Source organism: Mesorhizobium sp. WSM4847 (assembly GCF_055811335.1).
On sequence record NZ_JBVVPY010000011.1, the window covers coordinates 160,494 to 185,438 of the forward strand.

Below are 24,945 nucleotides of genomic sequence, written 5' to 3' on the forward strand. Positions count from 1 at the left end.
CCGATGAAGGGACTTTGCTCGGCGGCCAAATACCAATCCTTTGCCAAGATCTTGGTTGCCAGCCTCAGCCCTCTGTCTTTAACGCACAGACTTCAGTCTTATTGTGTCATGGACCATAGCCCGGCGCCGGAACTAAGTGCCCGCCGGTCCCGTTGCCGACCAGTGATAATTGAGAATAGGAGATAGTCATGGCTGACGGTCCCACCGTTGTTAACTCAGGCGGAAATGGCGCCGGCACCGCTGTCGCCGTCGTTCTCGCTATTATCGCAATCGTGATCCTGCTGTTGTTCACCGGCGTTATCAACATCAACGGCGGGGGCACCGGAAAGGACGTCGACGTAAAGGTTGAAGCGCCTAGGGTTGAAGCGCCTACGGGCGAAGCGCCAGCCGCGTCCGCTCCGGCAGAGCCGGCCGCGCCCGCTCCGGCAGAGCCGGCCGCACCTGCTCCGGCAGCACCCGCTCCGGCAGCACCTGCTAACGGCGGCTGATTGTGACATCGGATATCAGGCCCGGCGGGATGCGCTTCCGGGCTTGATGTTGAGGGCCGTCCACACTCTGCAAAGCGGCCCACGCAACAGAAAGCCGTTCGATGGAGTTTCAATCAGTTGCGGGGACCAGCAAAGGAGGATCGCTTATGAAGATGCTCGTCACCCTCCTGGCCGGCATTTCGCCCCGCTGACGCTTCTGCCGCTTGGAAAAGATATCAACGACCAAGTTGGTGCACCCGCTTCTGCAATATAATTTTCGGTTAATGATGGCGACAGCTATCTACCGGTAGAGTCTCGGGTATTTGGCCTTCTCAGTCTGGCAATCATCCCTGCGCCGCACCGCTTTGTTGTAAGCGGCTTCATAGGCGCGGACGGCCCTCTTGAACTTAGGTGGATTGGGTGTCAGGTGTTTATCCAGACCGTCCCACAAAAGGCTTGGAACGGCTATAATTGCTTTTCCATCTTCGGTTGGCCTCAGCGCCCGGCATCTTTGCATAGCACCGATGACGTTACCTGCCATTGTAGCGGCCAAATTCAACTTGGCGTCGGGCATCCGAGCCATGAAGTTAATGTTTTGCTGCAATCCCTGTCCGGCTGAAGCAGCCGAAATATGACGCAGACTGCCGCGCCGAGGACAATCAAAATCCGGTTCAACGTTGCCCCTCGATATTTGGCGATCTCGACCCAAGCATCGCCCGATCCTGCAAGGCGAGGTTGAAATAATTCAATTCGAAAAGCAATTGGCGTTACGCGACATTGCGAGGATCACCGCACCCCATAACCTCGCCACCGCGTGTTCGATCAACATGTCGATGGTCTGGCAGTAGCCGACGCGAGATTATAAGCAAGCGGAATGGTTATTGAGCTCGAAGCGTGCCCTGCTCTTTAGCTACTGCGTCGAAGCTTTCCTGGGGCGAAGCTTGATCCTAAGATGTAGCCGAAGGGGCACAGGAGACGCGGTTACTGTGATCCCCCGACATTCTTTCCGGCACGGCATGGCTTGGTCATCGCTTTCTCTTTGTCATGAGTGCGCGGACTTTGACGATCATCGCAGCATTGGACTTCAGCTGAAAGGCACGGATCTTTCGCATGTGTCGATCGGCTACCTCCTTGTAGTAAAGGATCGGCCGCATCGCTCGCTCGTATGCTGCTTCTTGTCCGGCGCACAATTGCTGCGCTTTTCTCGCTAACGAATACGGATCGCCGCGCTGAACTGACAGCTTTGCCGACCACAACTGATTGCATTTAATCAAGGCGCTCTGTTCGGCCTTGTACCTCGGATCGACTGCTGCTCGGGCGTCAGCAGTAAAAATCATAAGTCCCACTAGTGTCGCGAGTAAAAAACGCTTCATTGCAGCCCCCCAAGAGGGGTAACAAAAACTGAAATTTCTCTACCTTTCAAGCCCGATCTGCCGGAAGTCTTTAATGGAGCAAGCCATATGGCCCGTCCCGCCACTACTGTTGTTCGTCTTTTGACCGGCCGCGCCGTGGTCAGACGCGAAGATGTTACAACGCGCGGCACCAGACGACGCCCTAGTGATCGTCAGGGTCGGTCGAAAATCTGCTCGTCCCCGATTTCCACAGGCCGGGCCATAGCCCATCAGCTTCAACGCATATATTCCTGAGCAGAACCACAGGTATTCCGTAGTGGAAACCATAGGAGTCGCCGTTGGAGCAGAAACGCACGATCGCCCCGTTGATTGGTGGCATGTATGGTGGTCTTGCTGCCCTCGCGTTGGCGTTCGGTTTCCGCTTTCTGATGATTGCCGATCCCGATCCGACCTCGCAGGCAACGATAGCCTTTTCGGGATTGGCCTTTTCGATCTGTTTCAGCCTGGCCTTCCTTCGCGAGCATCGACGCCAGATCGCTGCCGCCAGAGAATTTCTAAGCCGTCCAAGATCGTATCAGGAGTAATCCCCGCGTTCGCAAAGCAAGCGCCCACGCCTCCGGTCCGGGGCATCAGAACCAATGGATGCACAGGGATGCGGACCGGCCGGCATCTCCCGCTCCCGGCCATTAATGCCATTCGATTAAAATGCCCCTGTGTATATTAGCAATCGCTCAATTTAGCGCGCTGACAATGTCCGGGCGGTGGGCTGAACGACGGGTGGTGTCATGCGAAGCGACTTCGCTGCGGCGCGCGAGCTCTTGGAGTGCGCCCAAAACCGGCTCTGCGGCATGGATGAAACGAGCCAGCGCGTCAACGAGGCACTGGACTTGCTGATTGAAGAAATAGCCATCGCCGAATTCCGTAAGGCGCCCTTGACCGTCGTGCCGTTTCCACGTGCGCGGCCACCCAGGCATGCTCGGTAGAACACCGCCGATGTAGTCGACAGCGGAGGTGCTCCCACCAGCGGAATTGAACCTGCGCGATTGCGGTTAGCGGCGTCCGGGCCACAGAAATCCCATCGGGAGCCCTTCACACCGCGATCGCCGCCACCAGAATCCGGTTCTGCCTTCGTATCGCGGCGCGCAATTCGGCAATCCTCGCCTCATCGCGCTTCACGAACTCGATGAACATCATGTTCATGTTGTTGAACACCAGTTCGCCTAAGGCGTGTCCATCGATATCCCGGCGCACCAGGCCGAGCCCCTGCAGCCGGGCGATCAGCGCGCGGATCTGTTCGGTCAGCGCCCGGTCGAGCGCGGTATAGGCCTGGCCGAACGGGCTGTCGGGCAGTTGCGTCGAGATCGCCATCGCCTGCCGCCACATCTCCTTGCTGAGATAGTGCAGCGAATGCTCGATATAGATGCCGAGCAGCGTGTCGAGCGCATCGCCGACATTGGCCGGCGGGTTGGCGACGACGCCGCGCCCGGCATTGAGCACCTCGTTGACCTCCATCGAGACGATGGCGCCGAGGATGTCGCCCTTGTTCTGGTAATAGTTGTAGATCGTGCCGACCGAGACTTCCGCCTGCGCCGCGATCGTCTCGATCTTGGCGGCTTCATAGCCGGTGTCGCGAAAAAGCGCCGCCGCCGCCTCGATGATCCGGCGATGCCGATCCGCCTTCTGCCTTGCCCGCAATCCGCTCATGTCGGCTATCTGCCATAAAAACAGAATTGACTCAATTTTAGAATTGGTTCAATTTTTTGCCAGAAGCCAGAAAGGCAAGGGAGAACACTCGATGACCATCAATCCAGACACCCCGAATCCAACAACCAGGAAGCCGCTTTCCGTTCTGAAGAGGTATCTCCACGCCGCGTGTGCAGCGACAGCATTGTTGCTGGCGACGGGCAGCCTCGCCCAGGCCGCTGATCTCAACGCTCTGATCTGGTGCGATCACGCCGACCCGGCGCTGCTGCAGCCCTTCGAGGAGGCGAATGGCGTCAAGGTCAATGTCAAGGAATTCGAGGGCACCGGCGCCGGCATGGCGATTGTCGAGCAGTCGCAGCCCGGCGACTGGGACGTGATGGTGATCGACAGCATCGACATACCGCGCGGCGTCGAAAAAGGCCTGTTCGAACCGCTGCCGGAAGACGAGCTGCCGCTGGCCGACCTCTTTCCCCAGGTGAAGATGGACAGCTCCACCGTGGTCGACGGCAAGCGCTACGGCATCACCGAAAAGTTCGGCTACAACACCATCGGCTACAACAAGACCAAGGTCGATCCGGCCGACATGCAGTCGCTGGCCGCGCTGACCGGCGACAAATACAAGGGCAAGATCGCCATCTACGACTATTACCTGCCGGTCATCGGCATGGCGGCGCTGGCGATCGGCAAGAAGACCGCCGAGCTCACCGAAGCCGACCTTCCGGCCATCAAGCAAGAGTTGCTCAAGATGAAGGCCAATGCCAAGCTGGTCGGCGAGGTGACCGCCAGCCAGACCGCGCTGGCGACCGGCGAGGTCGACATTCTGGTCGGCGGCGGCGAATGGGTGACGGCCGGGCTGGCCAAGGAGAACCCTGCCCTCGATTTCTCGATCCCCAGAGAAGGTGCTGTGCTGTGGTCGCAGTCGCTGGCCATGTTCAAGGATTCCAAAAACAAGGACACGGCGCTAAAATTCATCCAGTACATTATGAGCCCTGAAGGCCAGGCGCGGCTTGCCACTTCTGCCTGCTATTGGGGCATGCCGGCGAATACCAAGGCGGCTCTGACCGATGAGCAGAAGAAGATCCTGCGCTTCGACGAGCAGCCGGATTTCCTCGCCCGCGCCCAGCCCTATCCGGCGCCGAACGCCGATCTCGACAAGAAGATGCAGGACGTCTGGACCGAAATGCTGCAGGCGCAGTGACCGGTCGCCGGTCGTGAACTCTGCCACCAACAGCGGGCGTGCCCTGCCCCGGGCGGGCCGTGCCCTGCCCCGGGCGGGCCTCCCCTGGGCGCTGGTCACGCCGGCGCTCGGCTGGACGCTGCTGTTCTTCGTGCTGCCGTTCGTCGCCATGGGGTTTTCCAGCCTGACGGCGCATGACGGCAGGGGCTTTACACTCGCTAATTACAGCCAGTTCTTCACCAACCCGGCCTATTGGCAGGCGATGGTGAATTCGCTGCAGGTTACAGCCATCGTCACCGTGATTTCGGTGCTGCTCGCCTACCCTTTCGCCTGGATCCTGGCCGAACAGGTGCCGGAACGCTGGCAGCGGCTGGCGCTGATGCTGGCGGTGCTGCCGTTCTGGACCTCCTATGTCGTGCGCTCCTACACCTGGCTGCTGGTGCTGGCGCAGAACGGCGTGATCAACCGCGCCCTGACCGGCTCCGGCCTGTTCAGCGAGCCGCTGCAGCTCGCCAACACGCGGCTGGCCACGGTCATCGGCTTCGTGCATTTCTTCGTCATGCTTTTGACGCTGACGATCTTCGCCAATCTGAAGCAGCTCAGCCCGAGCTACCGCAAGGCAGCCGCCGATCTCGGCGCCGGGCCGGTGCGCACGTTCCTGCATGTCGTCCTGCCGCTGACCTTGCCCGGCATCATGGTCGGCGCCTTCCTCACCTTCGTGCTGTGCATCGGCGACTACATCACGCCGCAGATCCTCGGCGGCAACAACGAGCTTTTGATGCCGCAACTGGTGATGATGCAGATCGGCCGGCGCGGCGATTTTCCGCTCGCCTCGGCGCTGTCGATCATCCTGATGGCGGTCGTCACCATTGCCTATCTCGCCTGCGCCCGCTGGCTCAAGATCGAGCGGGCCTGACTGTGCGCGCCGTTGTCCGCATCGTCTCCTGGTTTTACGCCATCGCCATCTATGGCTTCATCTTCCTGCCGGTGGTCGTGCTAGTGCTGTTTTCGCTGCAGGCGACGTCGTTTCCGATCCCGCCCTTCACCGGCCCGTCGCTGCGCTGGTACGACGCCGTGCTCGCCGACACGCGGCTGACCTCGGCGCTGGTCAATTCGCTTCTAGTCGCGGTCCTCTCCTCGGCTGCTGCCGTCACGCTCGGTTTCCTCTCAGCCTGGGGTTTTGCGCGTTTCGTGCTGCCGGGCTCGGCCCTGCTGCGCGGGCTGATCACGCTGCCGCTGACCGTGAGCTATCTCATCATCGGCATGGGGCTGCTGGTGCTGTTCAACTGGGCCGGCATACCGAAATCGCTGCTTGCTGCCGGCATCGGCCATGTCGTGATCAACCTGCCGCTGTGCTTTGCCATCATCTACAGCCAGATGGGCGACCACCAGATCAACATCGAGCGAGCCGCGCGCGACCTCGGCGCGCCCGAATGGAAGGTGCTGCTGCTGATCACCGTGCCTGTCATGGCGCCGGCGATCTTCGCCGGTTTCTTCCTGTCGATGACCTTCTCCTGGGACGAATTCGTGATCTCGTTCCTGCTGACGCGCTTCGACACGACGCTGCCGGTCGAGATCTGGAACCTCCTGCGCTCGGGCCTCAATCCCAAGACCAACGCCGTCGGCTCGCTGGTCTTCGCCGTCTCCATCGTGCTGATCGTGCTTTTTGAACTGATGCTGTTGCGGAGGAAGCCGGCATGACCGCGCCACTGGTCGATGTCCGCGCTGTCTCGCATCGCTTTGGCCAGAACACCGTGTTGAGGAAAGTGTCGCTGCAAATCGAGCCGGGCAGCTACACCATCCTGCTCGGGCCGTCGGGCTCCGGCAAGACGACGCTTTTGTCCATTCTCGGCGGCTTCGTCACGCCGAGCGAAGGCAAAGTGCTGATCCGCGGCGAGGACTGCACCGCGGTGCCGCCGGCGAAGCGGCCGACGACGACGGTTTTTCAGGACTATGCGCTGTTTCCGCATATGAGCGTCGGCAGCAATGTTGGCTTCGGCCTGCGCATGCAAGGCGTCGATGCCGCGACACGGACCGCGCGGGCGCGTGACGCGCTGGCGCTGGTCGGGCTGGCCACCGCCTTCGACAAGAAGCCGCACCAGCTTTCCGGCGGCCAGCGGCAGCGCGTCGCGCTGGCCCGCGCGCTTGTCGTCGAGCCGGCCGTGCTGCTGCTCGACGAACCGCTCGGCGCGCTCGACCTAAAACTGCGCCGGCAGATGCAGGACGAGTTGAAAGCGATCCAGAAACGCGTCGGCACCGCCTTCATCCATGTCACCCACGACCAGGAAGAGGCGATGGCGCTGGCCGACCATTGCGTGGTGATGAATGACGGGCGCATCGAGGACGAAGGGCCGCCGGAGCGCGTCTATGCGCGGCCGGCGACGCGCTTTTCCGCAACCTTCATGGGTGAGAGCACGCTGATATCGGGAACGGTGACGGCGGCGAAGCACGGAACAATCACTGTCGCGACGCAGGTCGGACCGCTTTCGCTGCCCGGTGCAGTGCCTGCTGGCGCTTCTGTCGCCCTCGCCGTCCGTCCGGAGCACCTTGTCCTCGGTGCGGCCGGCGGCGCGGTAAGGCTCGGCACGGCCAAGGTGAGCGACGTGGTGTTTCAAGGCAGCTTCAAGCGCGTGCTTGCTGTCTCCGAGAAAGACCCGGCGCTGCACTTCATCGCCAGGGTTCCCGCTGCTGCGGCCGTCCAGCCGGGCGACATCTCTGCGGTTTCGTGCGACGCTGGCGATGTCATCCTTCTGGCGGACTGAGCCATGGGCACGCTTCCGATCATCGACGCTGCGAATTGGTATGAAGCTATCCGTATGGGCGATGGCGTAACGCTGATCCACGAGCCGTGGATCAAGCCGTTCTTCCGCTGCAACATCTGGCATGTGCGCGGCCGCGATCGCGATCTTCTGTTCGACACCGGCCTCGGCCATTTCAGCCTGCGGCGCCACGTCCCGCTGGTGACGGAGCGAAAGCTCGTTTGCGTGGCCAGCCACACGCATTTCGACCATATTGGCTGTCATCACGAATTTCCGGACCGTTGCGTGCATGCGGCCGAAGCGGAAATCCTCGCCGACCCGCGCAATGAATGGACGGTCGCCGACCGCTACGCGACCGACGCCATGTTCGACGCAATGCCGCAAGGCTGGGATGCCACGCGCTACCGGATCCAGCCGGCGCCGGCCGATCGTTTGCTTGGAGAAGGCGATTTCGTCGATCTCGGCGACCGTGCCTTCGAGGTGATCCACACGCCGGGCCATTCACCCGGTGGCATCGCGCTCTACGAGAGGAAGACCGGCATCCTGATTTCCGGCGACATCGTCTATGACGGCCCGCTGATCGACGATGTCTATCATTCCGCTGTCGACGACTATGTCGAGACGCTGCTGCGGATGCGCGAGCTCGATGTTGCGGTCGTGCATGGCGGCCACTTCCCGAGCTTCGGCAAGGTGCGCTACCGCCAGCTTATCGACGAGTATCTCGCACAAAAGCGGCAGGCCGGCTGCCATCTGCTGCAGGCGCGCTAAGCACCGGCCTCCTATCGCTAGAAGTGCTTGGCGAAGTCACAACGCCCGTTGCGGGCACGGCGTGCCGGCGGCATCGCCGCAGCGTGAAGCCGTGGGTTGGGGTCTCAAACTCGTCTGTTCCGACTGGCGCACCAGTTGGGCAAAGGCAAGCGCAAAACTTCCCAGCATCAAGACGATGACAATCAGGCGTGTTACCGGCAATAAATCGGTCCGACTAGCTGGCCCCACGCCGCCCATCCACTGCCGGCTAACATGGTCGATCCGGCTTTACGAGAGTTTAATTCCCGTCTTAACCATCACATTCGCTTGTCACTCGACACGATGCGCGAGCAGCAGGCCGGCGGCTCCTCCCGGCGCTGTATCAAGCGGCGCCAGATGTCTTGCTTTGCAGATTTGCCAGCCCATGCTAACCCGGCGCTGGCGCGGCCCAAGCAAACCGGTCGCCACCGACCGGTCGCCATCAACACTCGCCATTGGGGAGCCATGAACAAAGCCGCCAGCCGCTTCGCCTTCGTCTCGTCCGACACCGCCGACGCCAAGGCGGCGCTGGAGAGCCTTTCGGCGCGCTATGGCCAAGCACCCATCGAGGATGCAGAGATCGTCGTCGCCCTCGGCGGCGACGGCTTCCTGTTGCAGACCTTGCGCGACACGATGAGCACGGGAAAAAAGGTCTACGGCATGAACCGTGGCACCATCGGCTTCCTGATGAACCAATACCGCGCCAGCGGTTTGACCGGGCGCATCGCGGCGGCCGTTGCCGAAACCATCCGTCCGCTGGAGATGCAGGCGGTGACCGCAGAAGGCGAAACGATCTCGGCGTTGGCGATCAACGAGGTTGCGCTATGGCGCCAGTCCTACCAGACGGCCAAGATCCGTATCACCGTGGACGGGCAAGTGCGGCTGGAGGAATTGAACTGCGACGGTGTGATGGTCGCGACGCCGGCGGGCTCGACCGCCTACAACCTTTCCGCGCACGGACCGATCCTGCCGCTCGACGCGCCGCTGCTGGCGCTGACCCCGGTCAGCCCGTTCCGCCCGCGCCGCTGGCGCGGCGCGCTGCTCTCCAACAAGTCGACCGTTCGTTTCGACATTCTGGAGGCGGAAAAGCGGCCGGTGAACGCCGCCGCCGACCATACCGAGGTGAAGGCCGTAACCTCGGTTACGGTGCAAGAATCGCCAACGGTAACGGCGACGCTGCTGTTCGATCCGAGCCATTCGTGGAACGAGCGCATTCTCGCCGAACAGTTCCGCTATTGAGCCGGCGCAGCGACAGCAGATCGATTAAGCATCGCGATTAAGGTTACGACTTCACAATCGTGCCGTCCCCCGCCTGTTTGTGTTGACAAATCGTGGGCTTGCGCCTACCTGCAATGCCAATCTTGCAGGCGCGCGGCGCTTGCCGCGACCGCTTGCGTTGCGCCCCCGAACCAGCCAAAGACAGCCAAACTTGTCCTCAGACACCCAGATCGCTCAAGACGTGTTGACCTTCGCAGACCTCGGCCTGTCGCCGAAGGTCCTTTCCGCAGTCACCGACGCCGGTTACACCGAACCGACACCGATCCAGGCCGGCGCCATTCCGCACGCCTTGCTCGGCAAGGATATTTTGGGCATCGCCCAGACCGGCACCGGCAAGACGGCCTCGTTCGTGCTGCCGATGCTGACCCGCCTCGAAAAAGGCCGGGCGCGCGCGCGCATGCCACGCACGCTGATCCTTGAGCCAACGCGCGAGCTTGCCGCGCAGGTTGAAGAGAACTTCATCAGATACGGCAAGAACCACAAGCTCAACATCGCGCTGCTGATCGGCGGCGTATCCTTCGACGAGCAGGACAAGAAGCTGGAGCGCGGCGCCGACGTGCTGATCGCGACGCCAGGCCGCCTGCTCGATCATCGCGAGCGCGGAAAGCTTCTGCTCAACGGCGTCGAGATCCTGGTCATCGATGAGGCCGACCGCATGCTCGACATGGGCTTCATTCCCGACATCGAGCGCATCTGCGAGATGATCCCGTTCACGCGGCAGACGCTGTTCTTCTCGGCGACGATGCCGCCTGAGATCACCAAGCTCACCGAGAAATTCCTGCACGCGCCGGTGCGCGTCGAGGTTTCGAAGGCGGCGTCCGCCGCGACCAACATCATCCAGCGGCTGGTGAAATCCGGCTCGAAACCCTGGGACAAGCGCGAGACGCTGCGCAATCTGATAAAGGCCGAGGATGCGGAACTGAAGAACGCCATCATCTTCTGCAACCGCAAGATCGAGGTCTCGGAGCTTTTCCGCTCGCTGCTGAAACATGATTTCGACGCCGGCGCGCTGCATGGCGACATGGACCAGCGCGCGCGCATGCAGATGCTGGCCAATTTCCGTGACGGCAAACTGCGCTACCTCGTTGCGTCGGACGTCGCGGCGCGCGGCCTCGACATCCCCGACGTCAGCCACGTCTTCAATTACGACGTGCCGATCCATGCCGAGGACTATGTCCATCGCATCGGCCGCACCGGCCGCGCCGGCCGCTCGGGCAAATCCTTCACCATCGCCACCAAGTCCGACACCAAATACATCGAGGCGATCGAACGGCTGATCGGCAACAAGATCGAGTGGCATGACGGCGATCTGTCGACAGTCGTCGCCAGCGAGAGCGGGGACGACGATGCTCCCCGCCGTGGCCGCGGCGCGCCCCCCCCCCCCGGCCGCAAGGACGATGGCAAGGAGAGGGGCGAACGCAGGCCACGCGAACGCCACGCCAAGCAAAGGGAAGCTGCAGCACCGGATGCGGCGCGCGAGGAACAGCCGGTGGCAGCCGAGCCCCCGGTCGCCGATGCCGGTGAGCGGCGCGCGCGCAAGGAAGCGATCCGCTCGGAAAACACCGAGCGCCACACTTCACCCGAACGCCAAGCTTCACCCGAACGCCAATCTTCCCCCGATCGCAAGGCTTCCCCCGATCGCCATCGCAACGAACAGCGCGCGCCGGAACGTGGCGACACCAGGCCGCAGCGCGACGGCAATCGCCCGGCCCGCCATCGCCAGGAAGACAACGATGGGACCGTCGGATTCGGTGACGACATGCCCGCGTTCATGCGCATCGTCGCCAAGGGCTGATCACAGCAGAAATTGGGCTGATCACAGCAGAAATTCTCAAAGACCAGCAAAAACGGTCCCTTGCGGGGCCGTTTTCATGTGCAAAGCCGTCTTCTTGCGTGTCTTGCTCAGGTGAGCGGTGAGAGCTGGATCTCGACGCGGCGGTTCTGGGCGCGGCCGGCGGCCGACGCGTTGGAGGCGATCGGACGCGTCTTGCCGAAGCCGGTGACGGCGAAGCGGCGGGTATCGACGCCCTGCCCGGACAGATAATTGGCGACCGCCAGCGCGCGGCGCTGCGACAGGTCGAAATTGTGTTCGTCGCCACCGGTCGAGTCGGTGTGGCCGAACACGTCGACGGTGGTCTGGCGGAACTTGTTCAGCACAACCGCGACCGAATTCAGCACTTGATAGAAGCCGGGCTTCACCGCGTCCTGGTCGACGTTGAAGGTGATGTCGGACGGCATGTTGAGGATGATCTGGTCGCCGCTGCGGGTGACGCTGACGCCGGAACCCTGAAGCTGCCGGCGCAGTTCGGCCTCGTTCTGGTCCATCGTGGCGCCGATGGCGCCGCCAGCGAGAGCGCCGACGCCAGCGCCGATCAGCGCATTGCGGCGATCGTTGCCGCCGGCAAGCAGGCCAAGTCCCGCACCCGCCAGCGCGCCGATGCCGGCGCCGGCCGCAGTGTTGGAAACTTTCTGTTGTCCGGTATACGGATCGGTGGTGGTGCAGGCACTCACGAGCACAGCCGTCGCCACTGCGACGAGCACAGTCTTTTTCATCAGGTAGTCCCTCTCCAGTCCGCGGTCCCACCAGTGGCGCGCCGCATCCCTTGTGCGTCCAAGTGGACGCACGTCGCTCTATGCTTGTAACATGAAATGCGGCGAAAAATGGAAGGGGAAAAGCGGCTGGCCACGGCTTTTCCCGGTCAATTCAACCGCCGCTATTTGCGCAATTCCGATCGGCTGGCAGAGACTGTCGGCTACCAGAGATTCTTGCCGTCGATGACGACGACCTCGACCTGATCGAGGTCGAAATCGTCGAACAGGCGAGAATTCACGCTGATTTTCGGCTTGTCGAAATCCGGCTTGCCGGTCGACCAGTCCGGCGTTTCGGTGAAGGTGCCGCAGCCGCAGGTGGCGCAGAAACCATGTTTTACCGTTTGCGAGCCCCATTGATAGAAAGAGACATTCTTGAGCGGGCTGGTGAGCTTGAATTGCGACGGGACGTAATAGGCCCACAACGAGCCGCGTTTCGAGCAGAAGGAGCAGGTGCATTGCGTCACGGTTAGCGGCGCTTCCGAAACCTCGAACGTCGTCGCCCTGCAGTGGCAGCTTGCCTTTATGGTCATGACGCCTCCCTCGCGATTGCTTCGCGCCAGCGCGGTAAGGCAACATAAAGAGGCGCCGTTGACAACCGTCTGTCAGCAGACTCGGCTTACCTGCGTCGGACGCGTGGCGCGCTTCACTCTTGTTGATGCATGTCGTATCCCAAAACCGCTGCGCAGCCTCGGGTCAGGCCATGGCCCTCGGAGCAAGCTTTTGGGCGACATGCATCAAAACGACGACGGTGGCACGAACAGGCAGATGGTCTTTCCGTCATTGGCGCCGGCGACCGAACACCAGTGATATTCGCCGTCGGGCGAATTCTTGATCCGTGCATCGCTGTAGCCCACGACCTCGCCTGTTCCCTTGATGACATAGCCCTCCGGACGCTCGCTGATCGACGTCTGCGAGACCGCGCGACAATCGTAGCCGGAACAACAGGAGAATGGGTAACTCCAGCCTTGCGGCTTCGCTGCAGTCGGCGTGGCGTCGTGCGCCAAAGCCGGCGCTGCAAATACAATGGTGGCGGCCGTCAGAACCACCACCGCAATGATCGAATTCAGGAGGCGGCGCGCCGTCTTGACGGCAGAGGCCAGTCGGGTTGTGGAAGCAGGCATGGGCGCAATTCCTATCACCGAGTTATCAAGCGTTTCGCTTGCCCGTTCTTGGAACGTATCTTCCCAGTGGCCGGCTCGTCAGGTCGCAGATACGCCGCGTCCGGCCATAAATGCTTTTTCCCCCAACGTTCGGATGCTGGCCTGATTCCTTTGCTGGCGCAAGAAATTGCTGTGCAATCGAGCACCGACATCTGCAGCCGGAACCACCCTGCCGGGGCTGACGAGAGTGACTTCATCAACCCCGGCAGTGGGATCGCGCGGATAACGAGATTGAACTCGCAGTGGTTCCGGGCCAGGCGACGGCAGGCCTGCAACAATGAACCCGGAGGTAGAAGTAATTGTCGAAAATTCGATGAAAAAACAAAGCCATAAAGCACCCGCTCAATTACAGTGAAGAGCCTGTTACTCTAGCGTGATGTTCCTGCTGCTTGGGGCGTAGGAGCTTCAGTCGATGTCGGCCACCACTTCGCCGGCGCCGCCCTCGATGCGCTGCGACAGCGAGGCCTCCATGAAATCGTCGAGGTCGCCGTCCAGCACGCTCGACGGGCTTGTGCTCTCGACGCCGGTGCGCAGATCCTTCACCAGTTGATAAGGCTGCAGAACGTAGGAGCGTATCTGATGGCCCCAGCCGATATCGCTCTTCGACGCTTCGGTGGCGTTGGCCACCGCCTCGCGCTTCTTCAGTTCCTCCTCGTAGAGCCGCGAACGCAGCATCTCCCAGGCCTTCGCCTTGTTCTTGTGCTGGGAGCGCTCAGCCTGGCAGGCGACCGCGATGCCGGTGGCGAGATGGGTGATGCGGACCGCTGAATCGGTGGTGTTGACGTGCTGGCCGCCCGATCCGGACGAACGATAGGTGTCGATGCGGACATCCGATTCGGAAACGTCGATGTCGATCGTATCGTCGATCACGGGATAGACCCAGACGCTGGCGAAGGAGGTGTGACGGCGCGCATTGCTGTCATAGGGGGAAATACGCACGAGACGGTGAACGCCGGATTCCGTCTTCAGCCAACCATAGGCGTTGTGGCCCTTGATCAGCAGCGTGGCGGACTTGATGCCGGCTTCTTCGCCGTCATGCACCTCCAGCACCTCGACCTTGAAGCGGCGCCGCTCGGCCCAACGCGTGTACATGCGCAGGAGCATCGAGGCCCAGTCCTGGCTTTCGGTGCCGCCGGCCCCGGCATGGATTTCGAGATAGCTGTCGTTGGCGTCGGCCTCGCCCGAAAGCAGCGTCTCGATCTGGCGGGCCTTTGCTTCGCCGCGCATCGAGCGGATCGCCGCTTCCGCCTCGGCGACGACGCCCTCATCGCCCTCTTCCTCGCCAAGCTCGATCAAGCCGATATTGTCTTCCAGCGCCTGGGTGAGGCCTTTGACTGCGGCGATGCCTTCCTCGAGGCCCTGGCGCTCACGCATCAGCTTCTGCGCCTCCAGCGGTTCGTTCCAGAGGCTCGAATCCTCGGCACGCACATTCAGGTATTCAAGCCGCTTTATGGCTTGATCCCAGTCAAAGATGCCTCCTCAGCAGGGTTATCGCCTGCCTGATTTCGTCGACAATATTCTGCGTTTCCGCGCGCATGGCTGGCCGTTCTGTCCTGTGCTGAAATGGTGCCCTGTCGCTTAAGCAGAGCTTGGGTTGGCGCGATACATAGGGACGGCACCGCCGCCTGTAAAGCGAAATGGGCCGGCTCGAAAGCCGGCCCAAATACCCTATCCTATGTCAGTAGAGCCCGCCGCCGCCGGACTGGATGGCTTGGTTGGCCTGTGGCGACAGCGCGCCGCCGGAGGCGTTGGAGCCGTCCTCACCCATGCCGATCACCCAATAGCTGTCGGCGGGGCCGGTGCCCGGCTTGAAGGCTTCGATAAAGGCGCCGGCGTCGTCCGGGTTGGCCCGCATGCCGGTTTTGCGATTGATGGCGATCAGCTTCATGCCTTCGGGAACCTGGAAATCGACATTGGGCGTGCCATCCAGCGCCACGCGCATGAAGTCCTTGAAGATCGGCGCAGCAAGGCCGCCGCCGGTCGCGCCCTTGCCAAGACCTTTGGGCTGATCATAGCCCATATAAAGGCCGACAACGAGGTTGGGCGTATAGCCGATGAACCAGGTATCCTTCTCATCGTTTGTCGTTCCAGTCTTGCCGGCGATGTGGCGGCCGAGTTCGGCAACGGTAGCGCCGGTACCGCGCTCGACGACGCCCTCCATCATCGAAGTGATCTGATAGGCGGTCATCGGATCGAGCACCTGCTCGGAATTGTCGACCAGTTCCGGCTCAGGCTGGTTCTGCCATTCAGCCGCATTGCAATTTTTGCAGCCGCGTTCGTCCTGCCTGTAGACCGTCTTGCCGTAGCGGTCCTGGATCCGGTCGATCAGCGTCGGCTTGATCGACTTGCCGCCGTTGGCCATGATCGAATAAGCCGATACCATGCGCATCACGGTCGTCTCGCCCGACCCCAGCGCCATCGGCAGATACGGCGCCAGTCGATCATAGACGCCGAAGCGCTCGGCATATTCGGCGACCAGCTTCATGCCCATGTCGTTGGCCAGGCGCACAGTCATCAGATTGCGCGACCTCTCGATGCCGGACCGCAAGGTCGCCGGGCCCGCAGTCCTTCCATCGTAGTTTTTCGGCGTCCAGGTCGTGTTGCCGCTCTTGATGGTGATCGGGCCATCCATGATCACCGAAGCCGGCGTATAGCCATTGTCGAGAGCGGCCGCATAGACGATCGGCTTGAACGACGAACCCGGCTGCCGCATGGCCTGCGTGGTACGGTTGAATTCGGATAGCGAATAGGAGAACCCGCCGACCATGGCCAGAACGCGCCCGGTATGCGGATCCATGGCGATCAGGCCGCCCTCCACTTCGGGGGCCTGGCGCAAGATATAGGCCCCATCCGTATCTTCTTTCTTCTGCACGAAGATGACGTCGCCAGGCTTCAGCACGTCCGCCGGCGATTTGGCCTTGACGGTCTTGCCGCCGACCACATGACGCATGGCGAAACTCATGTCCTCGCGGCTGACGGTGCCTTCGATGCGATCCTTGACGAGTTCGCCCGAGATCTGCCGGGTCGGCCGAAGGCCGATCGACAGGCCGCTCTCCGAGCTGTCGAGCACGACGGCGAGCGACCATTCGGGCACGTCGTCCAGTCCCTTGACTTCGCTCAAAGGCACGCCCCAGTCGCCGGATACGTCGATGGTCTTCACCGGCCCGCGATAGCCGCGCAGCGTATCGAACTTCATCAGGCCGTTCTGCATGGCTTTGCGGGCGATGAGCTGCATCTTGGGATCGAGCGTCGTACGGACGGACAGGCCGCCCTCGTAGAGCGCATTCTCGCCGTAGCGCGCGCTGATCTGGCGACGCACCTCCTCGGTGAAATATTCGCCGGCGAACAGATAGGTGCCGGAGCGGCGTGGCTTGACGCCGAGCGGCTCGGCCTTGGCCTTGGCGCCTTCCTCTTGCGTGACGTAGCCGTTGCCGACCATCTGGTCGATCACCCAGTTGCGGCGCTCGATGGCGCGGTCGGCATATTTGAATGGGTGATAGTTGGAGGGGCCTTTCGGCAAAGCCGCCAGATAGGCTGCCTCCGCCACGGTGAGTTCATTCACCGCCTTGTCGAAATAGGTGAGTGCTGCGCCGGCGACGCCATAGGCGCCAAGCCCGAAGAAAATCTCGTTAAGGTAGAGCTCGAGGATGCGGTCCTTCGAATAGGCCTGCTCGATGCGGAAGGCGAGGATCATCTCCTTGATCTTGCGCTCGTAGGTCTGGTCCGAGGACAACAGGAAGTTTTTCGCCACCTGCTGGGTGATCGTCGAGGCGCCGACCTGGCGCTTGCCCGAGCCAGCATTCTGCAGATTGACCATGACTGCGCGGCCAAGGCCGGTCATATCGATGCCGGGGTGATTGTAGAAGTTTTTGTCCTCGGCAGACAGGAAGGCTGCCTTGACACGATCCGGCACCGCCTGGATCGGTAAATACAGGCGCCGCTCGCGCGCATATTCGGCCATCAGCGCACCGTCGGACGCATGGATGCGGGTCGTCACCGGCGGTTCATACTTGGCCAGGACCTCGTAATCGGGCAAATCCTTCGACAAATGGCTGATATAGATCGCCACCCCGGCCGCGACCAAAAGGGCCAGCGCGGTGCCGATGCCGAAGAAATAGCCAATAAGACGAATCATGCCCGCTCCAGTCCTTGGTTCGGGAATTGCCTAAACGAAGCCGCCTTTCGCGCAAGCTTTCGAGACGATCCCGACCGGTAATCGAAAATCCATGTCGCCACCATGTGGGCAAAATGCGGCAGCCTGGAATTTCGGCTTCGAATGGCGAAAATATAAGTGCAAAGTGTTGTCGTCGTGCAACGCTGCCTCTGGTTGTGGCGAGGGCTGGCATCTCAGCCTCCGGTTCCGGCTCCGGCCTTGGCTGAAGCGAACAGGGCGATGGCATTGGTTATGCTCTGGGCCGCCTTGCTGCGCCAATCGGCGCTGAGCAGTTGTGCCTCGTCCTTGGCATTCGACAGATAGCCGAGTTCGACCAGCACGGAGGGAACATCCGGCGCCTTCAACACCTTGAAGCTGGCCGAACGCTGCGGATTGTTGATGAGGCCGACACTGGTGGAAAGCTGGCCGACCAGCGTTTGGGCAAAACTCATCGAGAAACTGTGCGTCTCGCGGCGAATCAGGTCGATCAGGATGTCGGTTACTTCCTTGTTGTCGTCCTTGATTTCCATGCCGGCGAATTGGTCGGAAAGGTTTTCACGGTCGGCGAGCGCCTGCGCTTCGGGATCGGAAGCCTTGTCGGAGACGGTGTAGACGGTTGCGCCGCGAAGGCCCTTGACCCTGATGGTGTCGGCGTGGATCGAAATGAGCAGGTCGGCCTCGTGCTGGCGGGCAATGCGCACGCGGTCGTCCAGCCGCAGGAATTGGTCCGTCTCGCGCGTCAAGAACACGTCGTATTTGCCGACTGCGGCGAGTTTGTCCCGCAATTCGGTGGCGAAAGCGAGCGTGACGTTTTTCTCGACGGTGCCGTTCATGCCCTCGGCGCCGCCGTCGATGCCGCCATGGCCTGGATCGATGACGACGGTGAAGCGATGGCCTGGATTGGAGACCGGGCCGGTGCCGACCCTGCCGCCCTTGTCGGAGGAGACCGTCGAGCCGGTGGTCAACGCCTGATTGGCAAGAGCGGCGTCGAACTCCCGCACGGACGCCGCCGACATGTCGATGGCGATGCGGTAGCCGTTGCCGTCATCGTTCTTGAGCACGTCGAACCTGTCGACGGCGAACGGGCCCTTGCCGGTGAGAATCAGCCGCGACACCCCCTCGCCGAGATCGCCGTAGCGCACGCTCCTGACCAGGCCGCGCGCCTTCACGTCCTTGGATTTGATGGCGAATCTCGTGCTTGGCAGGTCGACGACCAGACGGTGGGGGCCGCGCAGCAGGAACCATTTGACGTCGGGCTCACGATCGAAATTCATGACGATGCGCATCTTGGTGGCGTCACCGGCCATTTTGTAGCTCGTCACTGCCAGCGGCGCGTCGGCGGCAAAGGAAACTGGCGAAAGAGCCAGGCAAGCGACAACCAGCAACAGCAGACAAGCGGCGTGGAAGCGGGCGGCGTAGAAAAAAATGCCTCCGGCGCGACCACTCATGTGCGTGAAGACTGCCAGTGCCATCTCTTCCAGTCGCTCCGGTTTGGCGTGAGGCGCCCGATCCTGTTGTCGGCCAATCTTGCTTGTCGGAGTGTCGTCGTCTTGTCGAAACGCCGGTCAGGCCGCGAACTCGATTAACGGTTGGTAACCAGAGAAGGTTAACCAAGCCTTTTCACGCAAAGCTTAAAGCCGTGCTTCCGTTGCGGAACTGCATTTTGCCGGCATCGGAAATCGGGGTTGCCTTCCAACCCGCCAAATCATAAAAGCGATGGTGGATCACTGCAATCCTGGAACCGTCCCTCTCCGCAGCTTCCTGCTACAGGTGAGATGAACGACGGCTCCTTTCGCGTCAGGCGAAAAGGCAACAGGTGATCGCGACGAATTTCGCAGGTGTAAGCCCGTGGCGGGGGAAGCGCCTGCGTGAGGAAAACGGCCGGGATTGTCCCGCGCCGGCTCTGTACGAGCAAACAAGCTGGTCCGGTTTTCCCGGGCTTTGGTTCAAAAAGGTTCTGCTGGTTACGATGGCTTCAAGCGCAATCATGGAAAGGTCCGCAGCAAACCGCGCCATTATGGCTGCGGGCGGCACCGCCATGGCGCTCAGGCAGCGGCCGGCGGACATTCAATTGCCCGGTACCCATGTTCATCCACACTCACAGCGGCGGGCTTTGCCTCGCAAGCTGCGGCTGACGGCTGCCGGGGGGAAACGAAATAATGCCCAACAAAATGCTGATAGACGCCTCCCACCCGGAGGAAACACGAGTTGTCGTCGTTCGCGGTAACCGTATTGAAGAATTCGACTTTGAATCCCAGGACAAGAAGCAGCTCAAAGGAAATATCTACCTCGCCCGCGTAACCCGCGTCGAACCCTCGCTTCAGGCAGCCTTTGTCGAATACGGCGGCAACCGTCACGGTTTCCTCGCCTTCAGTGAAATTCATCCCGACTACTACCAGATTCCGGTCGCCGACCGTCAGGCGCTGTTGCGCGCGGAAGCGCAGGAGGCTGAAGACGAGGACGATGAGGACGGCGATGGCGACGATCGCCAGAACCGCGATCGCGGCCGGCGCGGACGCCGCCGCGGCGGCAAGAGCCGCGACCGAGGCGAACACAAGCGTGATGCAGGTGCGGCCGATTCGGACGCTTCTGGCGATTCCAATGACAGCGGGTCCAATGACAGCGGGTCCAACGACAGCGGCTCCAATGAGGGCGGCGAACACGGCGAGGATGCGGTCGCGCAGAACGTCGATGCCTCAGAAAACGTCGACACGCCGTCCGCTGCTTCGGAACATGGCGAGGATGTCGCCAGTCATAGCGAGGCAAGTCCTGATGAGACGAGCCGTGACGAGACGGGCCATGGCCGTGACGAAACTGGCGGTGACGAAACTGGGCCTTCCGAAGGCAGTCCGAACTCCATCGCCGCCAGCATCGAATCGGATGTGATTTCCGAAGCCGTGCCGCAGGCTGAGGCGGCCGGCGAAGCCACCTCCACCGACAATGATCGCGGCATGCTGGAAGAGGTGCAGTCATCGCATTCGGATGACCATGAGGTCGAATCGGTCGGCGCCGAGGATGCGCTGGAAGAAGCGCGCAACCGCCGCAAGCCGGTGCGCCGCCAGTACAAGATCCAGGAAGTGATCAAGCGCCGGCAGATCCTTCTGGTGCAGGTCGTCAAGGAAGAGCGCGGCAACAAGGGCGCGGCGCTCACCACCTACCTGTCGCTTGCCGGCCGCTATTCGGTGCTGATGCCGAACACGGCGCGCGGCGGCGGCATCTCGCGCAAGATCACCAACGCACAGGACCGCAAGCGGCTGAAGGAGGTCGTCGCCGATCTCGAAGTGCCGCAGGGCATGGGCGTCATCCTGCGCACGGCCGGCGAAAGCCGCACCAAGGCCGAGATCAAGCGCGACTACGAATATCTGATGCGGCTTTGGGAAAACGTCCGCAACCTGACGCTGCAGTCGACGGCCCCTGCCCTCGTCTACGAGGAAGGCAGCCTGATCAAGCGCTCGGTGCGCGACCTCTACAACAAGGACATCGACGAGATCCTGGTCTCCGGCGAAGAGGGCTATCGCGAGGCCAAGGATTTCATGCGCATGCTGATGCCGAGCCACGCCAAGGTCGTGCAGCCGTTCCGCGACACGACGCCGATCTTCGTGCGCAACGGCATCGAGGCGCAGCTCGACCGCATGCTGCAGCCGCAGGTGACGCTGAAGAGCGGCGGCTACATCATCATCAACCAGACCGAAGCGCTGGTCGCCATCGACGTCAATTCGGGCCGCTCCACCAAGGAGCACTCGATCGAGGACACAGCGCTTCACACCAATCTGGAAGCGGCCGAGGAGGTCGCACGGCAGCTGAGGCTGCGCGATCTCGCCGGCCTGATCGTCATCGACTTCATCGACATGGAGGAGAACCGCAACAACCGCTCCGTCGAGAAGCGGCTGAAGGATCACCTCAAGAACGATCGCGCCCGCATCCAGGTCGGCCGCATCTCGCATTTCGGCCTGATGGAGATGTCGCGCCAGCGCATCCGTGCCAGCGTGCTGGAATCGACGATGAAGCCTTGCCCGCATTGCGGCGGCACCGGCCATGTGCGGTCCGATTCGTCCGTCGCGCTGATGGTGGTGCGGGCGATCGAGGAATTCCTGCTCAAGGATTCGCGCAGCCACATCACGGTGCGGACGCCGGCGGCGACCGCGCTCTATGTGCTCAACCACAAGCGCGGCACGCTGGTGGAGCTCGAAAACCGCTTCGGCCTGACCATCACCGTCGAGGCCGACGACACGGTCGGCGCCCAGCACTATGCGATCTTCCGCGGCGCGCTGGCCGAAAAGCCTGAAGGCTTCGTCGAGGTGCGGACCTTGCCCGCCTATGTCGAGCCGGAAGAGCCCGCCGACGAAATCGTCATCGAGGAGGAGGAAGACGAGGTCGTTGCACCGGCGGAACAACCGCGCCAGGCGCAGCAGCCGCAGCAGCCAAGGCCCAGCGAGGATGGCGAAGGCCGCGACCGCAAGCGCCGCAAGCGCCGCAGACGGCGCGGCGGCAAGGATCGCGACCGCGAGCATGGCGCCCCCGTGGAAGGCGCGTCCATCTCGGCCGCTGCCGATGGCGTCTCCGAAGCCGCAAGCGATGAAGGCGCCGAAGCAGACCACGAGGACCAGGTCGGCGTCACCGAGGCGGTGGAAGCGTCGGATGAGGGGCAAGAGCCTGAAGGTCGGGAGCCTGATGAAGGTCCGGAGCCTGATGAAGGTCTGGGCAAGAAGCGTCGGCGCGGCAAGCGCGGCGGCAAGCGCAATCGCCGTGAAGACGGCGAAGGCGAGGTCGATGCAGGCACTGCCGAGTCGGCTGACCGTCCCGAGGTCTTGGAGGCCGTCTCCGGCGAACCGGCAGCAGCAACGCCGGTCGAAGCCACGCCGGTCGAAGAGCCTGTGGACCTTGCTCCGGCCAATGACGACATGCCAAGCGCCGAAAAGCCGAAGAAGCCGCGCCGCGCCGCCAAGCCGAAGAAGGCTGCGGCGGACGTCGTTGCCGAGACGCAGGTAGCCGAGCCGGAAATTTCTGCCGAGGCTCCCGCAGCTGTTTCGGAGGAAACAGCCGTGGCCGCCGTCGACGAGAAACCGAAGGTCCGCCCATCGCGACGCAAGCCCATACCGGTCGATGCTCCGGTTGAGCCGATCGTGTCCTCGACTGTTGCCGAAGAGGAAAAGACCGAGGAGAAGCCGAAGCGTGCCGGCTGGTGGCAGCGGAAAGGCTTTTTCTAAACTTTTCGGTAGTTTAGCCTGATCTTTTGAACAAAAAAATCCCGCGCTGTCCTGTCGACAGCGCGGGATTTTCTTGTCTGAAGCGGGCAAATCTCTATGGCGCCCCCAAATCTCTATGGCGCAAAGACCGACCAGTTCATCATCTTCGCCAGCCTTTCCAGCGCAATCGAACCCAGCCTGGAATTGCCGTTGGCGTTGAGGCCGGGCGACCAGACGGCGAGCGAGGCCACGCCCGGGACGATCGCCAAAATGCCGCCGCCGACGCCGCTCTTGCCGGGGATGCCGACGCGGAAGGCGAAATCGCCGGAGCCGTCATAGTGGCCGCAGGTCAGCATCATCGCGCCGATGCGGCGCGCGCGCTCGGCCGACACCACGGAATGGCCAGTCGCCGGGTTCTTGCCGCCATTGGCGAGGAAGCGGCCGGCCAGAGCCAGTTGCCGGCAGCTCATCGCGATGGCGCAATGGTGGAAATAGACGCCCAGCGCCAGATCCGGCGCGTGGCTGAGATTGCCGAAGGACTTCATGTAGTTGGCGAGCGCCAAGTTGCGAAAACCGGTGGCTCGTTCCGAAGCCGCGACCTCGCGGTCGATGATGATGGTCTCGTCGTCGGCCAGGAACTGGATGAAGCGCAGGATCTCGCCGATCGCCTCGCGCGGCTGGTGACCGGCGAGCAGAATGTCGGAAATGACGATGGCGCCGGCATTGATGAACGGATTGCGCGGAATGCCGTTTTCGTGCTCGAGCTGGACGATCGAGTTGAACGGGTTGCCCGAAGGCTCGCGCCCGACACGCTGCCACAGCGCGTCGCCGACATTGCCGAGCGCCAGTGTCAGCGTGAACACCTTCGAAATGCTCTGGATCGAAAACGGCTCATCGGCGTCGCCCGCCATCAGCACGCGACCGTCATTGGTCACCGCGGCAATGCCGAACTTTTTCGGATCGACCTTGCCGAGCTGCGGTATGTAGGTCGCGACGTCGCCGCGATCCGTGCGCTCGGCCATTTCGGCGGCAATCTCGGTCAAAGCCTGCTCGAGGTCCGGCATCACGCTATCTCAGCCAGCGCTCGATGCGCATCATCGCCTCGACCATCTCGTCGTGGCTGCCGGCGTAGGAAAAGCGCATGGCTCGATGGCCTTGAAGCGGATCGAAATCGCGGCCGGGCGTCGCCGCCACATGCGCCTCGGCCAGCATCTTGCGCGCGAAGGCCATGCTGTCGTTGGTGTGCCTGGTGACATTGCAGAAGGCGTAGAACGCCCCGTCCATCGGTGCCGCCAGGGTAAAGCCGAGTTCGGGCAGGCGTTTCATCAAAAGCTCGCGATTGCCCGCGTAGCGCGCCTTCACAGCTTCCAATTCCGCGGTTGCCTTGAACGCCTCGATCGCGGCGATCTGGGACAGTTCCGGCGGTGAGATGTAGAGACTCTGGGCGATGCGCTCGACCGGCCGCACCAATGGTTCCGGCAGCACCATCCAGCCGATGCGCCAACCGGTCATGCAGTAGTATTTCGAGAAGGAATTGATCACCGTCACGTCAGGGCCGCAGGCAAGTGCTGTGCTGTCCGGCGCAGCGTAAGCCAGCCGGTGGTAGATCTCGTCGGAGATCACGGCGATGCCGAGCTCTTGTGCCGTCGTCACCAGCGCCGACAGCTCGTCGGCGGGGATAATCGCCCCGGTCGGATTGGCGGGGCTGGCAAACAACACGCCCTTCAGATTCTTTTCGCGATGCGCAGCCTTCAGATGTTCGGCGTGGAGATAGGCATCACCGTCGAGCTCGATCTCGACGATCTCGATGCCGAGCGCGGCCGTGATGTTGCGATAGGCCGGATAACCGGGTGCGGCGATGGCGACACGGTCGCCTGGATCGAACATCGCCAGAAATGCCAGGTTGAAGGCGGCCGAGGATCCGGTGGTGACGGCGATCCGGCCGGGTGAAACGGCCAGCCCGTAGTGGTCGGCATAGTGCTGGGCGATAGCCTCGCGCAGGCCCGCAAGACCCAATGCGTCGGTGTAGCCGATGCGCCCCATCTTCAATGCGTTCGTCGCCGCTTGCCTGACTCCGGCCGGCGCCGGATCGGACGGCTGGCCAACGGCCATGGAAACGACCGGCACGCCCCTGGCCTTCAGCCGATTCGCTTCCGCCAGAACGTCCATGGCGTGGAACGGCTCGACGTCGCCGCGACGCGAAAGCGATACAACCATTTGACTTCATTTTCCTTGTTGGCCCTTTGGGTCGGCCCTTTGAGATCGGCCCTCGGGCCGGCGCTTGCCGGCTGCCGGCGCCGAGCTTTGGCGTCCCGCGCCGCACAAATGCCC

At 62.2% G+C, this 24,945-nt stretch carries 20 protein-coding genes; 10 read left to right on the forward strand and 10 right to left on the reverse strand.

Annotated features, from left to right (window positions below; genetic code table 11):
• The first annotated feature begins 188 nt into the window (after positions 1–188).
• The gene (locus AC0L28_RS17890; protein ID WP_473479044.1) at positions 189–488 is read left to right on the forward strand and encodes a hypothetical protein; all 300 of its coding nucleotides are present in this window, start codon (positions 189–191) and stop codon (positions 486–488) included.
• 1,004 nt (positions 489–1,492) lie between these two features.
• Here the strand turns inward: AC0L28_RS17890 and AC0L28_RS17895 are convergent.
• Positions 1,493–1,840, reverse strand: a complete 348-nt coding sequence (locus tag AC0L28_RS17895; RefSeq protein WP_473479046.1) for a hypothetical protein — start codon at positions 1,838–1,840, stop codon at positions 1,493–1,495.
• A 317-nt stretch (positions 1,841–2,157) separates the two neighbouring features.
• Here AC0L28_RS17895 and AC0L28_RS17900 point away from each other — a divergent pair, with 317 nt between their 5' ends.
• Positions 2,158–2,403 carry a hypothetical protein gene (locus AC0L28_RS17900; protein ID WP_473479049.1) on the forward strand — a complete coding sequence of 82 codons (246 nt, stop codon included), beginning with the start codon at positions 2,158–2,160 and terminating at the stop codon, positions 2,401–2,403.
• Between the two features lie 505 nt (positions 2,404–2,908).
• Here the strand turns inward: AC0L28_RS17900 and AC0L28_RS17905 are convergent.
• Positions 2,909–3,523, reverse strand: a complete 615-nt coding sequence (locus AC0L28_RS17905; protein ID WP_473479052.1) for a TetR/AcrR family transcriptional regulator — start codon at positions 3,521–3,523, stop codon at positions 2,909–2,911.
• A gap of 91 nt (positions 3,524–3,614) precedes the next feature.
• Between AC0L28_RS17905 and AC0L28_RS17910 the strand changes: the two genes are divergently transcribed.
• The 7 genes from AC0L28_RS17910 (at position 3,615) to AC0L28_RS17940 (ending at position 11,318) form a co-directional block, all read left to right on the forward strand.
• Positions 3,615–4,721 (forward strand): polyamine ABC transporter substrate-binding protein, encoded by a 1,107-nt coding sequence (locus tag AC0L28_RS17910; RefSeq protein WP_473479054.1) that lies wholly within the window; start codon positions 3,615–3,617, stop codon positions 4,719–4,721.
• Positions 4,722–4,734: 13 nt separating this feature from the next.
• The gene (locus AC0L28_RS17915; protein ID WP_473479057.1) at positions 4,735–5,616 is read left to right on the forward strand and encodes an ABC transporter permease; all 882 of its coding nucleotides are present in this window, start codon (positions 4,735–4,737) and stop codon (positions 5,614–5,616) included.
• Between the two features lie 2 nt (positions 5,617–5,618).
• On the forward strand, positions 5,619–6,401 hold the full coding sequence (locus AC0L28_RS17920; RefSeq protein ID WP_473479060.1) for an ABC transporter permease: 783 nt from the start codon (positions 5,619–5,621) through the stop codon (positions 6,399–6,401).
• On the forward strand, positions 6,398–7,462 hold the full coding sequence (locus tag AC0L28_RS17925) for an ABC transporter ATP-binding protein (RefSeq protein ID WP_473479063.1): 1,065 nt from the start codon (positions 6,398–6,400) through the stop codon (positions 7,460–7,462). Before AC0L28_RS17920 ends, AC0L28_RS17925 begins: the two co-directional genes overlap by 4 nt.
• A gap of 3 nt (positions 7,463–7,465) precedes the next feature.
• Positions 7,466–8,227 (forward strand): MBL fold metallo-hydrolase, encoded by a 762-nt coding sequence (locus AC0L28_RS17930; RefSeq protein ID WP_473479065.1) that lies wholly within the window; start codon positions 7,466–7,468, stop codon positions 8,225–8,227.
• A gap of 483 nt (positions 8,228–8,710) precedes the next feature.
• The gene (locus AC0L28_RS17935; RefSeq protein WP_473479155.1) at positions 8,711–9,484 is read left to right on the forward strand and encodes an NAD kinase; all 774 of its coding nucleotides are present in this window, start codon (positions 8,711–8,713) and stop codon (positions 9,482–9,484) included.
• A gap of 190 nt (positions 9,485–9,674) precedes the next feature.
• Complete coding sequence (locus AC0L28_RS17940) at positions 9,675–11,318, forward strand: DEAD/DEAH box helicase (RefSeq protein WP_473479068.1); 1,644 nt, start codon at positions 9,675–9,677, stop codon at positions 11,316–11,318.
• Positions 11,319–11,425: 107 nt separating this feature from the next.
• Here AC0L28_RS17940 and AC0L28_RS17945 read toward each other — a convergent pair whose 3' ends face one another.
• The 6 genes from AC0L28_RS17945 to AC0L28_RS17970 all read right to left on the reverse strand — a co-directional run bounded on the left by AC0L28_RS17945 (position 11,426) and on the right by AC0L28_RS17970 (position 18,900).
• The gene (locus tag AC0L28_RS17945) at positions 11,426–12,076 is read right to left on the reverse strand and encodes a YiaD family glycine zipper/OmpA-like lipoprotein (protein WP_473479071.1); all 651 of its coding nucleotides are present in this window, start codon (positions 12,074–12,076) and stop codon (positions 11,426–11,428) included.
• 200 nt (positions 12,077–12,276) lie between these two features.
• Positions 12,277–12,645, reverse strand: coding sequence for a GFA family protein (locus AC0L28_RS17950; protein WP_473479074.1), 369 nt, complete (start codon positions 12,643–12,645; stop codon positions 12,277–12,279).
• A 204-nt stretch (positions 12,646–12,849) separates the two neighbouring features.
• Positions 12,850–13,236: a hypothetical protein gene (locus tag AC0L28_RS17955; protein WP_023798148.1), complete on the reverse strand. Its 387-nt coding sequence runs from the start codon at positions 13,234–13,236 to the stop codon at positions 12,850–12,852.
• 444 nt (positions 13,237–13,680) lie between these two features.
• Positions 13,681–14,812 (reverse strand): peptide chain release factor 2 gene (prfB, locus tag AC0L28_RS17960; protein WP_128182291.1). Its coding sequence is split into 2 segments (ribosomal slippage): positions 13,681–14,745 and positions 14,747–14,812, totalling 1,131 coding nucleotides; the frame shifts between segments, so codons are not numbered across the junction.
• Between the two features lie 141 nt (positions 14,813–14,953).
• On the reverse strand, positions 14,954–17,410 hold the full coding sequence (locus AC0L28_RS17965; RefSeq protein WP_473479078.1) for a penicillin-binding protein 1A: 2,457 nt from the start codon (positions 17,408–17,410) through the stop codon (positions 14,954–14,956).
• A 212-nt stretch (positions 17,411–17,622) separates the two neighbouring features.
• Positions 17,623–18,900: an N-acetylmuramoyl-L-alanine amidase gene (locus AC0L28_RS17970; RefSeq protein ID WP_473479079.1), complete on the reverse strand. Its 1,278-nt coding sequence runs from the start codon at positions 18,898–18,900 to the stop codon at positions 17,623–17,625.
• Between the two features lie 687 nt (positions 18,901–19,587).
• On the opposite strand from AC0L28_RS17970, the gene AC0L28_RS17975 reads away from it, so the two are divergent.
• Positions 19,588–22,635 (forward strand): Rne/Rng family ribonuclease, encoded by a 3,048-nt coding sequence (locus tag AC0L28_RS17975; RefSeq protein WP_473479081.1) that lies wholly within the window; start codon positions 19,588–19,590, stop codon positions 22,633–22,635.
• Positions 22,636–22,748: 113 nt separating this feature from the next.
• On the opposite strand, the gene AC0L28_RS17980 is transcribed toward AC0L28_RS17975, so the two are convergent.
• Together AC0L28_RS17980 and AC0L28_RS17985 are read right to left on the reverse strand one after the other, a co-directional pair.
• A complete protein-coding gene (locus AC0L28_RS17980; protein WP_023798153.1) occupies positions 22,749–23,678 on the reverse strand; it encodes a glutaminase in 930 nt (309 codons plus the stop codon).
• 4 nt (positions 23,679–23,682) lie between these two features.
• Positions 23,683–24,831: a pyridoxal phosphate-dependent aminotransferase gene (locus AC0L28_RS17985; RefSeq protein ID WP_287363245.1), complete on the reverse strand. Its 1,149-nt coding sequence runs from the start codon at positions 24,829–24,831 to the stop codon at positions 23,683–23,685.
• Positions 24,832–24,945: the final 114 nt, after the last annotated feature.

Bases quoted from the DNA above. Each gene is read 5' to 3' on its own strand.
- AC0L28_RS17935 (WP_473479155.1), top strand. From the start codon at position 8,711: ATGAACAAAGCCGCCAGCCGCTTCGCCTTCGTCTCGTCCGACACCGCC.
- AC0L28_RS17975 (WP_473479081.1), top strand. From the start codon at position 19,588: ATGCCCAACAAAATGCTGATAGACGCCTCCCACCCGGAGGAAACACGA.
- AC0L28_RS17970 (WP_473479079.1), bottom strand. From the start codon at position 18,900: ATGGCACTGGCAGTCTTCACGCACATGAGTGGTCGCGCCGGAGGCATT.
- AC0L28_RS17955 (WP_023798148.1), bottom strand. From the start codon at position 13,236: ATGCCTGCTTCCACAACCCGACTGGCCTCTGCCGTCAAGACGGCGCGC.
- AC0L28_RS17890 (WP_473479044.1), top strand. From the start codon at position 189: ATGGCTGACGGTCCCACCGTTGTTAACTCAGGCGGAAATGGCGCCGGC.
- AC0L28_RS17985 (WP_287363245.1), bottom strand. From the start codon at position 24,831: ATGGTTGTATCGCTTTCGCGTCGCGGCGACGTCGAGCCGTTCCACGCC.
- AC0L28_RS17930 (WP_473479065.1), top strand. From the start codon at position 7,466: ATGGGCACGCTTCCGATCATCGACGCTGCGAATTGGTATGAAGCTATC.
- AC0L28_RS17925 (WP_473479063.1), top strand. From the start codon at position 6,398: ATGACCGCGCCACTGGTCGATGTCCGCGCTGTCTCGCATCGCTTTGGC.
- AC0L28_RS17945 (WP_473479071.1), bottom strand. From the start codon at position 12,076: ATGAAAAAGACTGTGCTCGTCGCAGTGGCGACGGCTGTGCTCGTGAGT.
- AC0L28_RS17950 (WP_473479074.1), bottom strand. From the start codon at position 12,645: ATGACCATAAAGGCAAGCTGCCACTGCAGGGCGACGACGTTCGAGGTT.
- AC0L28_RS17965 (WP_473479078.1), bottom strand. From the start codon at position 17,410: ATGATTCGTCTTATTGGCTATTTCTTCGGCATCGGCACCGCGCTGGCC.
- AC0L28_RS17980 (WP_023798153.1), bottom strand. From the start codon at position 23,678: ATGCCGGACCTCGAGCAGGCTTTGACCGAGATTGCCGCCGAAATGGCC.
- AC0L28_RS17905 (WP_473479052.1), bottom strand. From the start codon at position 3,523: ATGAGCGGATTGCGGGCAAGGCAGAAGGCGGATCGGCATCGCCGGATC.
- AC0L28_RS17895 (WP_473479046.1), bottom strand. From the start codon at position 1,840: ATGAAGCGTTTTTTACTCGCGACACTAGTGGGACTTATGATTTTTACT.
- AC0L28_RS17910 (WP_473479054.1), top strand. From the start codon at position 3,615: ATGACCATCAATCCAGACACCCCGAATCCAACAACCAGGAAGCCGCTT.